Consider the following 11,953-nt stretch of genomic DNA (forward strand, 5'->3'; position numbering starts at 1 on the left):
CCCTTTGCAGCGGAGGGGGGGTGGCGATTTTTGGGAAAAGTTATATAATTATTTGTAAGCGATTTCAAAAAGGGGGCTGCAGTTATGGGCAAACGGCGAAAGCATTGGATGTTTGCGGTTTTCTTTTTCGCGTGTCTGGCCAGCCTGGTGGCTACCGTTTATTTTGGAACAAAGGCTTTTTACGTGGAACCGGTAAATTCAGAGGAGAACGAAACATACCAGACGAGAGTAGCGCTCATTATGGAAGAGGCGGGAAACCCCTACTGGGAGCAGATTAAAGAGGGAGCCGTCGAAGCCGGCAAGGAATCGGGAATTTACGTTGAAACGCATGGCCCTGCCAAGGCGGATAAAAATGAACAGCTTGAAACGATGAACCGGATGATTGAAAGCAACGTGGATGCCATTATCACCCAGGGCATCGATGATCCGGTTTTTCAGGAGCTGGTGCAGAAGGCGCTCGAAAAAGGCGTGCCGGTTCTTACAGTAGACAGTGATGTACCCGGCAGCGGGCGGCGCGCCTATATCGGCACAGATAATTATGAAGCCGGCATTTTAGCAGGCGAGGAGCTTCTGCAGAAGACAGAAGGAACACAGCAGGTCGGCATTGTTTCGGGAAGTGCGCAGGCAGTTAATCAACAGGAGCGGGTGAAGGGTTTCCGGGACACGGTGGAAGCAAGCGGGCGTGTGGAAATTAAAGATATCGGTTATTCCGGGATATCTGAGATCGGGGCCGCCCAGGCCACGTACAGTTTATTAAAGGAGCATCCTTCCATCACGGCAATGTACGGCACAAGTGCCCTGGATGCTATCGGCATTTCCCAGGGGATTGAAGAGATTGAAGGTGCCGGTGATCTGTATGTGATCGGGTTCGATACGCTGCCTGAAACAGTACAGCTGCTTGAAGAAGGAAAAATTGACGCCGCGGTCCGTCAGCATCCCGGGCGGATGGGAGAGCAGGCAATCTATGACGTGGCCCGGCTGCATCAGCAGCAGCACGTACCGGCAGTGCAGCATACAGAGACAATTATCTGGCGGGCTTCTGAAGCTGCCCGGGAAGGAGAGCTGGAGCAGTGATACGGTCTATTCGCTCGAAAATGGTGTTCTTTTCCTTTGCATTTATTGTGCTCTTTAACGCAGTAGCAATCGGTATCTACTGGAGTTCGGAGCGTATTACCAATGAATACAGCTCAAGCTTTGACCGTTTTGTATTACTTAATTCCATTTCCCGCCAGGCTGAAGAATGGACGGCTGCGACTCAGCAGGTCGCCACCAATCCTTCTCAGGAAACGTGGGCTGCTTATTATCAAGCATCCGGGGAAATGAAAGCTCTGACGAAAAAAATCGCAGAAGAGGAAAATCAGCCGGGATCGGTAGAGATGCAGAGCTACATGCAGCTGCTTGAGTCGCTCGAACAAAACAGCGAAACGACTGCCGGATTCGTGCTCCAGGGAGATATTGAAAAATACGGGGACAAGCTTGCGGAAACCGAGCAGTCGAATACGTATATCCAGGAAAGTACGCTAACCCTCATCGACCAGTCCCTGACAGATTATCAGCAGCTCTATGCCCAGCTGCAGGAGCGAAATACCGCATTCGGCTATTTTATCATTTGCTTGTTTGCCACATCGCTGTTGATTGCGGCTTTTATCGCATTCAAGTTTTCTTCAAGCATTACAAAGCCCGTGCACGAATTGTCCCAGGCGGCAGGGGAGGTCTCACGCGGCCATTTTCAGGGGGAGCCGCTCCGTATTCGTTCTGGAGATGAACTGGAGCTTCTCGGCCACACGTTCAACCGCATGCGTACAGATCTTCATACGTACGTGGGCGAAATGGAAAAAAAGGCCGAGATGGACCAGCTCATGAAGCAGCTCGAGCTGAAGCATCTGCAGAATCAAATCAATCCGCATTTTTTATTCAATACGCTGAATACCATTTCGAAAATGGCTTATTTAGAAGATGCAGAGGAAACGTCGGAATTAATAGGGTCGGTTTCTTCTCTGCTCCGCTACAGTTTAGGGAATATCGAAAAAGAAGTAACGCTTCGGGAGGAAATTGAGGTGATCCAGAGCTATTTTCACATACAGGAAACAAGGTTTCGGAACCGCTTATCTACGCATATTGATATCGAAACATCGGAGCTCGATCTTCCAATCCCGAGGCTAACGCTGCAGCCGGTGATTGAGAATGCCTTTATCCACGGGGTGGAAGGCATGGAGGAAAATGCCGAAGTACGGGTACAGGTGCGCATGGAAGACAACCAGATCGTCGTCCGGATAACAGATAATGGAAAAGGGATGAACGAGCGGCAGCGTCAGCAGCTTCTCGGTGCCGGTAAAGAACCGGAAGCGCATATTGGCCATTCGACCGGCCTCGGCATGCAGAACGTCCGCAGGCGCCTGGAATTGTTTTTTCACGCTGAAGCGCTGGTGGATGTGGCCTCTGTGCCGTCACGCGGCACCACAGTAACACTTCGTATGCCTTTCAGAGAATGGCAGACAGGGGGGCAGGCAGGATGATACGACTACTGATGGCAGAAGACGAATGGCTTGAACGAAAAGCGATGAAAAAACTGATAGCGGCACACTTACCGGAAATAGAAGTGATAGGAGAAGCGGAGAACGGCCTCGAGGCGGTAGAGCAGGCCACCCGGAGCAGGCCGGATATTATGCTGATGGATATTAAAATGCCGGGATGTAACGGCCTTGAAGCCATCCAGCATATCCAGCAGAAAGCTCCTGGTATTCACTTTATTATGGTCACCGCCTATGATTCCTTTGATTACGCCAGGGAGGCACTTAAACTGGGCGTGAAAGAATATCTACTGAAGCCCGGCAAAAAAGATGAGACTATCCAGACACTCGAACGCGTACAGACGGCTGTGCTCCGCAGCAGGCAGGAGCAGAAGCAGTACAGCCACAGACTGCAAAAGCTCCTTTTTCAAAGTGTCTGCCACGGAGAACCGCATGAAAATTATGCAGAGCTCCTGGCGGAAGCAGTGCCCCGTGCTTCGTACGGTTTTGCGGCAGTGATGCGTGAAGAGGAAGCGCCGGAAGATATAGAAGAACGACTGGCGCAGTGGACGAGTGATGTCTTTCTCACAGACCGTCAGCCGAACGGCTGGTTTCGGGCATTTTTCTTCCACACGGGGAAAAGCAGAGGGTCCGAAGAGATTGAACGCCTTCGGCGCCGCATGTATTTTGAGCTCGGGGAAAAAGCAGCGGTCGGCGTCTCTCATAAAGAATACGAAATGAAGCTGCTGTTTCAGGCCTACGTGGAAGCTTTATCCGGACTTGAAAAAAACCAGGCGGCCATGCCAGAGCAGAGCAGCCAGTGGGTTTCCTCCATTGTAAATGCACTGCGGACAGGCGAAGAAAAATCCGCCGTCTACTATTGGAGTGAATGGTGGCACACCCATCCCCAAAAATCATCCCGGAGGCATTTGTGGCTTCAGCTTGAGGAGCTGGTCAAAGAAATGAACGGAACGCTTGAAGAAGATATGCCGTCTGACGCTGCCGAATGGAAACGGCTTCTTCATCTTGTAGGAGCTTACAGAGGTCTTCATTTCCAGGAGCATCACCAGATTGAAAAAGTGAAAGCTTACGTGAAAGAGCACTACGCGAAATCACTTCAGCTCGAGGACATGGCAGGATACGTGCAGTGGAGTCCGGCCTATTTTTCCCATCAGTTTAAGGAAGTCACCGGTGTCTCGTTTGTTGATTATGTCACGCGTATACGGATGCAGGAAGCCAAAAGGATGCTTCAGGACCGCGAACGGCCATTAAAGGAAATCAGTATCAGCATCGGGTACAAAGACCCGAACTATTTCAGCCGGGTGTTTAAAAAACAGGTGGGGTGCTCTCCAAAACAGTACCAGCAGGGCAGAAAGTAATAGGATAAAGTAATCTAAAGATAATGCAGAAAATCAAAAGATTGTATAGAAAATAATTCCATACAAACATTGCAAGCTAACTTATAATCAAATTTGTAAGCGTTATCATAAAATATAATTATTCCTGCAAGGGGGAGGGTTCATGTTGAAAAAAAGTGTTGGTCTGGTAGGAAGTTCACTGCTGTTGTTCGGTTTGGCAGCCTGTGGCGGAGGCGGCTCGGATTCCGGGTCCGGTTCGGAAAATGAAGGAAGCTCCGGAGGATCCGGGGAAGGCGGAAGCGACGCTGAAGTTGAAATCTTCAGCTGGTGGACAGGCGCAGGCGAGGAAGACGGCCTGATGGCTTTAATCGACATGTTTGAAGAGGAGCATCCGGATATTTCGGTGGAAAACGCAGCTGTAGCCGGCGGAGCCGGCACAAATGCTAAAGCAGTGCTCGCAACAAGAATGCAGGGCGACGACCCTCCATCCACGTTCCAGGTGCACGGCGGTGCTGAGCTGAATGACAGCTGGGTTGCAGCCGACAAGATGGAGCCGCTCAATGATTTCTACGAAGAAGAGGAGTTAAATGATAAGTTCCCGGAAGAACTGGTCGATATGGTCAGCTCCGACGGCGATATCTATTCCGTCCCGGTTAATATCCACCGCGGCAACGTCATGTTTTACAACATGGAAGTGTTTGAAGAGAACGACATTGAGCCCCCAAGTGATATCGACGAATTTTTTGAAGTCGCAGAAGAGCTTGAAGCAGCAGGGGTGACCCCGCTTGCGATGGGCGATAAAGAATCATGGCCGGCTACACAGATTTATGAAAACCTGCTCCTTGCTAATCTTGGTCCAGAGGACTATGAAGCTCTTTGGGAAGGAGAAGTCGGCTTTGATGATGAGCGCGTAGCAACAGCTACCGAGCAGTTCGGGCAGATGCTTGAATATGTCAACGAAGATCATGCTTCGAGAAACTGGCAGGATTCAGCGCAAATGGTTGCAGATGGCGAAGCTGCCATGATTAATATGGGCGACTGGGCAAAAGGCTACTTTGTAAATGACCTTGGACTCGAAGTAAATGAAGGCTTCGGCTACACGCCGTTCCCTGGCACTTCAGAAGAGTTCATGGTTATCACTGATACGTTCGGCCTGCCAAAAGGAGTTGAAAATCCGGAGCAGGTAAAAGAATTCCTGAGTGTCCTCGGTTCGAAGGAAGGCCAGGACACGTTCAATCCGTTAAAAGGGTCGATCCCGGCACGAGTGGACGCGGACGAATCTAAATATGACGAATACGGACAGGACACAATGGAAGATTTCCAGGAAACCTCGCTTACGCCAAGTCTTGCGCACGGTTCAGCTGCCTCTGAGGGCTTTGTGACTAAAGCGAACCAGGCAGTAAATATCTTCGTTACCCAGGGCGATGAAGAAAAACTGATGGAATCGATGCAGACAGCACTGGATGAAGAACAACAATAGGATGGTTAACAGAAAGAAGCCCCGTGCCGGTACAAGCGGTGCCGGGCTTCTTTTGTTCAAAGGAGGGATGGAAGATGGCCGACGAAGTAATAGACAAAGCAGCAGCAAAAGATCGGGTGAAACGTAAAAAGGCAGTCAAGGACCGCTGGTGGGCCGTGGCGTTTATCGCTCCCTCGTTTTTACTGGTCGCTGTATTTGTATACGGATTTATCGGCTGGACGGGGTACGTATCACTTAGTAACTGGAACAGCCTGACGCCCGATTTTTCGTTTGCCGGGCTTGCAAACTATATTTATTTATTCCAGGACTTCCGTTTTCAAGCGGATTTAAGAAACACATTGTTTTTCACTCTATTATTTATCGGATTTGTGATCGTGAGCGGTTTGGGACTGGCCGTGCTTATTGACCAGAAATTAAAAGCAGAAACGCTTTTCCGCAATATTTTTCTTTTTCCAATGGCGCTGTCCTTTGTTGTAACGGGCGTTGTATGGCAGTGGCTGTTAAACCCGTCTACGGGCTACAATACGTTTTTGGCGTTTTTTGGCATACAGCCGCTCTGGTACACCGATACAACGATTCTGGGGGGCTTTCAGTGGGGCAGTATTGAGTTTGGCCTCCCGGTCGCCATCATCGCGCTGGTTATTGCGGCTGTCTGGCAGATGACCGGTTTTTCCCTGGCGATGTATCTGGCCGGCCTGCGGGGCATTCCGGAGGAGCTCCGGGAAGCCGCCCGGGTCGACGGGGCGTCGGAGTGGAAAGTATACATGAAGGTAGTCATTCCGCTGCTTCTGCCGATTACCGTAAGTGTCGTTATCATTATGGCCCACATTTCGCTGAAAATCTTTGACCTTGTGTACGCCATGACTGGTTCGGGTGCGAACTTTGTGACCGATGTTCCGGGTGTGTATATGTTCGAAACAACATTCCGGGCTAACTACTATGCAAACGGGGCGGCCATTGCAATGGTTATGCTCATCCTGGTCGCCGTATTCATCGTACCGTACTTACTCGCCAATCGAAGGAGGGAGGGCTGATGGCCATTCGATTAACGCCGGTGTTCAAATACGCACTCGCCATTTTCATGTCGCTTCTGTTTTTATCGCCTATCTACGTTATCGTAGTAACCAGCCTGAAGCCGCTCGATGAAGTGAGTCTCGCTACGATGTGGGCGTTCCCGACAGCGATTGACTTTTCAAGCTACGCAGAAGCCTTTAGTGCTTTGGCTCCGAATCTGGCTAACAGCCTGTATCTGGTTATTCCAGCAACGATTTTATCCGCGCTGCTCGGGGCAATGAACGGGTACGTATTGTCCAAATGGAAGTTTAAAGGGTCGGAAATTCTCTTTACCGTCCTGCTGTTTGGGATGTTTATTCCGTATCAGAGTATCCTGATTCCACTGATTCAGTTTCTCAGAACCATCGAATTGTACAACTCGATTCCGGGGCTGATTCTCACCCATGTTGTATACGGTCTGCCGATCACCACCCTGATGTTTAGAAACTTCTACGCCAACATTCCCGATACAATGATCGAGGCAGCGAAAATTGATGGCGCTGGTTTTCTGCAGATATTTCGGCGCGTTATCATTCCGCTGTCCATTACAGGGTTTGTAGTGGTAGCCATCTGGCAGTTTACAAACATCTGGAACGAATTTTTGTTTGCAGTAACGATCACAAACGCAGACAGTCAACCGGTTATGGTGGCGCTGCAGAATTTATCCGGCAGCCAGATCGTGCAGTGGAACGTGCAGATGGCTGGTGCTATGCTTGCGGCCCTGCCAACGCTGATTGTCTATATTGTACTAGGAAGATACTTTGTCCGCGGGCTGCTTGCAGGCTCGGTAAAAGGGTAATCAAAGCTTCTCTGCTCCGGCAGGGGAGCTTTTTCGTGCCCGGGCTTTTCAATTGATCAATTTTCCCTTCTCAATGCGCGAAGACGTGTTAAAATAAGACAGTGATTAACCGGAACGTTAAAAGCGAGTACATGCAGGCATAGAGAAAGGTGGCTCATCGTGGCAGACACAGCGAAGACCCCGGTAAAAGTCGCTATGACGACCAACATGCAGCAGGAAGACGAACGTGAAACCATTCAGCTGAACGCAGATGGTGAAATGTATGAAAAACAGGAATGGACGTATGTCCGTTTTGAAGAAGAGCTCGAAGGCATAGGGAAAGTACAGACCACACTGAAAATCGGAAATGCGGAGGTTATGGTACTCCGAAGCGGGGCCGTGGCCATGCGACAGGTATACGCGTACGGTGAACGTACCGAAGGCACCTACGATATGGGCTACGGCCGTCTTCATACAGAAGCGGTAACAGATCATCTGGCTATAACGAAAGCCAATCTCGGCTGGATGATGCATATTGATTTTCATTACCGGCTAGTGTTGCAGGGAACGCCGGTAGGGCGTTACGAAATTTCGATCGTTATTGAGGAGGACGCATGAGCATATGAATATAATGGATCAGGTGAAAGAACAGCTAAAAACAGAAATTGCGGCGGCAATTGAAGCAGCAGGGCTTGCCCGGGAAGAGGAGGTCCCGGAAATTGTACTCGAAACCCCGAAGGAAAAAAGCCACGGGGACTTTGCGTCCAATGCAGCAATGAAGCTCGCAAGCGTGGCAAAAAAAGCGCCAAAGGCCATTGCCGAAGACATCGTAAACCACTTGAACACGGATAAAGCCTCTGTTAAAGAAATTGAAATTGCAGGGCCCGGCTTTATTAACTTTTTCATGGATAACCGTTATTTGATCGATGTAATTCCGGAAGTGCTTAATCAGGGAGCGGACTATGGCCGTTCTGACGTTGGAAATCAGAAGAAGGTTCAGGTGGAATTTGTATCGGCGAACCCGACCGGCAATCTCCATCTTGGCCACGCCCGCGGCGCGGCTGTGGGGGACTCACTCTGCAATATTCTGGACTTCGCCGGCTATGATGTGACGCGTGAATATTACATTAACGATGCCGGCAATCAGATCGTAAATCTGGCAAGATCAGTCGAAAGTCGGTATTTCGAAGCCCTTGGCATGGAAATGGAAATGCCTGAAGGCGGCTATCAGGGGGCAGATGTGCGCCAGTTTGGCGAAGAACTGGCCAGTGAGCAGGGTGACCGGTTCATCCGCGTCGAGGAAGAAGAACGGCTCGAATTTTTCCGTGAGTACGGCCTGAAGCGCGAAATTGAAAAGCTGAAGCAGGACCTTGAAAAATTCAGAGTCCGTTTTGACGTATGGTATTCGGAAACCTCCCTTTACACAAACGGCAATGTTGAAGAAACCCTGCAGTATCTGCACGACCAGGGCGAGACGTACGAAGAGGAGGGGGCGGTATGGTTCCGCTCGAGCCGGTACGGAGACGATAAAGACCGGGTGCTCGTGAAAAACGACGGTACCTACACGTACCTGCTGCCGGATATTTCGTATCACCGGGACAAATTTGATCGCGGGTTTGAAAAAGTTATTAATATCTGGGGAGCGGACCACCACGGCTATATTCCGCGGATGGAGGCAGCAGTGCAGGCGCTCGGTCATGATAAAGAACAGCTTGAAACGCAGATCATTCAGATGGTAAATCTGTTTGAGAACGGCGAGCGCGTGAAAATGAGCAAGCGGACTGGCAAGGCCGTAACGCTGAAGGACCTGATGGAGGAAGTCGGCATCGATGCTACCCGGTATTTCTTTGCAATGAGAAGCCCGGACACACATATGGACTTTGATTTGAGTTTGGCCAAATCGCAGTCGAACGAAAACCCAGTATACTATGTACAGTACGCCCATGCCCGTCTTTGCAGCATTTTCCGTCAGGCGGAGGAGCGCGGCATTATCTTTGACCCCCGGGCAGATTTGACGCCAATTCACAGTGAAAAGGAACTGGACGTGCTGAAGAAAATCGGGGAATTCCCGGAAGAAGTGGCAATTGCAGCGGATAAATACGCTCCGCACCGCATGACCACCTACCTCCATGAGCTGGCTTCTGCTTTTCACAGCTTCTACAACGCAGACCGCGTCATGGACGCGGAAGACGAGCCTAAAACCCAGGCAAGACTCGTGCTGGCGAAGGCAGTCCAGACGACGGTTCAGAACGGTCTGGATCTTATCGGCGTAAATGCGCCGGAAACGATGTAATAAAAAGGCACCACCCGGGGCGGGAGGTGCCTTTTTATTATGCTTTGGCAGGTGCTTTTTCATATGTCGATTCGATCTGCTCGTCGACTGGGAATTTGGTTCCCATGTAGGCGCGGGCCCGTTTAACAAATAGGGCGATCACAACGAGCGTTCCTATGGCTGCAATCATATAGCTTAATTCCATTGGCAGCCCGAAGCCGATGGGGGCGTTTAAAATGTAGGTGAACGTTGCCATAGTCATAAAGGTGGCTGGAATGGAAGCGACCCAGTGATTTTTGCCGGCAAGTACGAGATACATGGCCCCCACCCACAGGGCGATCATAGCGGTCGACTGGTTAGCCCAGGAAAAATACCGCCATAAAATGGTAAAGTCCATGTTTGTCAAAGCAAACGAAGCAACAAACAACGGAAGCGCGATCCACAGCCGGTTTGGCATTTTCTTTTGGTTGATCCGAAAGTAATCGGCAATAATCATCCGGGCACTTCTGAACGAGGTATCACCGGATGTGATTGGAAGCACTATAACCCCGATGACGGCGAGCGTACCGCCGACAGCGCCAAGCATCGTCATCGAAACCTCGCTTACGACCGCTCCCGGTCCACCGGCAGCGATAATTTCATTCAGGTTTACCCCATTGAAAATGCTCATGGCAGCAGCGGCCCAAATCATGGCGATGATGCCTTCGGCAATCATCATGCCATAGAAAATTTTTCTCCCACTGCCTTCATTTTCGGTGGTCCGGGAAATGATTGGCGTCTGGGTGGCATGGAAGCCTGAAATAGCCCCGCAGGAAATTGTTAGAAAGAGCAGCGGAAAAATAGGTGCCTGATCAGGGTGCATGTTCTGGAACGAAAGCTCCGGAATCGGCTGCCCCTGGACAATGAGCCCGCCACCGATACCGACAGCGCTGAGTAGAAGCAGCGCCCCAAGAATCGGGTAAATTTTCCCGATGATTTTATCTACTGGAAGGATTGTTGCGAGAGTATAATAGGCGAAAATAACTGTAATAATAACAGCAAGGCCGATGCCTGCAGGAAGTATTCCGCTCAGGAGCTCCGCAGGAGCAGTGACGAAAACGGTTCCAACTAACAATAAAAGAAGAACAGAAAATCCATTTACAATATGCTTCATCGACTTTCCAAGAAATTTTCCGGCAAGCTGCGGAAGGTGGGCTCCGCCGTTGCGGATGGAAATCATGCCGGTTAAATAATCATGCACTGCGCCAGCGAAAATAGCGCCAAACACAATCCATAAAAAAGCAACAGGGCCGTATAGAGCACCCATAATCGGGCCGAAGATTGGGCCGACGCCAGCGATGTTCAGCAGCTGAATCATGGAGTTCCGCTTCGTTCCCATGGGAAGGTAGTCGACGTTGTCCTGTTTAGTGAAGGCGGGGGTCGCCCGCTTATCGTTGGCGGTAAATAATTTTTCAATAAAAGCGCCGTATGTAAAATAGCCGATAATTAGTAACGCTACTGCGATGATAAAAGTAATCATGATGTCATCCCCTAAATAATGTTGAATACGCTTACATAATAGTTATACAACTGGAAATGACAAACGTCAAGCAAAAAATAGGAGATGTCTGTACGGTTTTTATTGTACACAGGGAGGGTAAATAGTGGTAAAACGAGAAAACTATAGGAAGACGTGCTACTATGCAAAAGGAGGAAGCGATATGGCTGTTATTATCCGTCCGATGGAATACAAAGATTTGGACCGAATCCGTGAAGTAGCAAGAGACTGTTGGCATGATGCTTATGAAGGTATTATTCCGCTGCCGGCCCAGGAGATGTATTTAAGCCAGGCTTATAACGATGAGATGTTAATGCGCCGGATCTCGGGGCATACGTCCAAAGTAGCTGAAGTGGATGGGGAAGTCGTAGGATTTTCTGATTTAGGACCGATCGATGATAAACGAAGTTGTAAAATGTCTGCGATGTATTTGCTTCCTGATTATCAAAGCCGGGGAATTGGAAAACAGCTGTTTGACGAGACGCTGATGGAAGAGCCGAATGCTAAAAAGATCCGCGTCTATATAGAAGAAAAAAACACGCGCGGGCAGAAGTTTTACGAAGCGCAGGGATTTGAGAAAAAAGAAAAGCTGCAGGGGGAATTCGGCGGCTATCAGATACCAATGCTGATTATGGAGAAGGAGATGTAATGATGTTCGACTAAAACCGCTACGTCCTGTAGCAACGTCGAACTGACCCGCATCGTGCGGGCCTGAAAAGCGGAGCCGACTTATATGGAGGAAGTTCGATTAAAACCGTTACTTTCGTAACAACATCGAACTGACCTGCATTCGCAGGCCCCGGACGGCTGGTGTAAGCCTTGTTGGAAGCGTCGTTAGACGGTGAAACAAGGATGAAGCCAATGGACCGGACGGCTGGGAGGCGGAGCTGGACAGGGAGAAACACGGCTGACTAAACGTCGAACTGACCCGCATCGTGCGGGCCTGAAAAGCGGGGGAGGTGTCT

At 49.9% G+C, this 11,953-nt stretch carries 10 protein-coding genes; 9 read left to right on the top strand and 1 reads right to left on the bottom strand.

Features of this window, described 5'->3' with window-relative positions:
- Positions 1-84: 84 nt before the first annotated feature.
- From B5066_RS04000 to argS, 8 genes are all read left to right on the top strand, one after another.
- The gene (locus B5066_RS04000) at positions 85-1,074 is read left to right on the top strand and encodes a substrate-binding domain-containing protein (RefSeq protein ID WP_079474665.1); all 990 of its coding nucleotides are present in this window, start codon (positions 85-87) and stop codon (positions 1,072-1,074) included.
- The gene (locus B5066_RS04005; protein WP_079474666.1) at positions 1,071-2,516 is read left to right on the top strand and encodes a sensor histidine kinase; all 1,446 of its coding nucleotides are present in this window, start codon (positions 1,071-1,073) and stop codon (positions 2,514-2,516) included. The genes B5066_RS04000 and B5066_RS04005 overlap by 4 nt, the downstream gene beginning before the upstream one ends.
- Positions 2,513-3,889 carry a response regulator gene (locus B5066_RS04010; protein WP_179124023.1) on the top strand — a complete coding sequence of 459 codons (1,377 nt, stop codon included), beginning with the start codon at positions 2,513-2,515 and terminating at the stop codon, positions 3,887-3,889. Before B5066_RS04005 ends, B5066_RS04010 begins: the two co-directional genes overlap by 4 nt.
- A 142-nt stretch (positions 3,890-4,031) precedes the next feature.
- Positions 4,032-5,348 (top strand): ABC transporter substrate-binding protein, encoded by a 1,317-nt coding sequence (locus B5066_RS04015; RefSeq protein ID WP_079474668.1) that lies wholly within the window; start codon positions 4,032-4,034, stop codon positions 5,346-5,348.
- A gap of 74 nt (positions 5,349-5,422) precedes the next feature.
- On the top strand, positions 5,423-6,382 hold the full coding sequence (locus B5066_RS04020) for a carbohydrate ABC transporter permease (RefSeq protein ID WP_079474669.1): 960 nt from the start codon (positions 5,423-5,425) through the stop codon (positions 6,380-6,382).
- On the top strand, positions 6,382-7,200 hold the full coding sequence (locus B5066_RS04025) for a carbohydrate ABC transporter permease (protein WP_079474670.1): 819 nt from the start codon (positions 6,382-6,384) through the stop codon (positions 7,198-7,200). The genes B5066_RS04020 and B5066_RS04025 overlap by 1 nt, the downstream gene beginning before the upstream one ends.
- Before the next feature lie 159 nt (positions 7,201-7,359).
- Positions 7,360-7,797: a YwiB family protein gene (locus tag B5066_RS04030; protein WP_079474671.1), complete on the top strand. Its 438-nt coding sequence runs from the start codon at positions 7,360-7,362 to the stop codon at positions 7,795-7,797.
- 4 nt (positions 7,798-7,801) lie between these two features.
- Entirely contained in the window at positions 7,802-9,472 is a 1,671-nt protein-coding gene (gene argS / locus B5066_RS04035) for an arginine--tRNA ligase (protein WP_079474672.1), read from the top strand.
- A gap of 37 nt (positions 9,473-9,509) precedes the next feature.
- Here the strand turns inward: argS and B5066_RS04040 are convergent, their stop codons facing one another.
- Positions 9,510-10,970, bottom strand: a complete 1,461-nt coding sequence (locus B5066_RS04040; RefSeq protein WP_079474673.1) for a carbon starvation CstA family protein — start codon at positions 10,968-10,970, stop codon at positions 9,510-9,512.
- A gap of 181 nt (positions 10,971-11,151) precedes the next feature.
- Here B5066_RS04040 and B5066_RS04045 point away from each other — a divergent pair, with 181 nt between their 5' ends.
- Complete coding sequence (locus tag B5066_RS04045; protein WP_079474674.1) at positions 11,152-11,637, top strand: GNAT family N-acetyltransferase; 486 nt, start codon at positions 11,152-11,154, stop codon at positions 11,635-11,637.
- Positions 11,638-11,953: the final 316 nt, after the last annotated feature.

This window comes from Marinococcus halophilus, from assembly GCF_900166605.1.
Taxonomy (GTDB): Bacteria; Bacillota; Bacilli; order Bacillales; family Marinococcaceae; genus Marinococcus; species Marinococcus halophilus.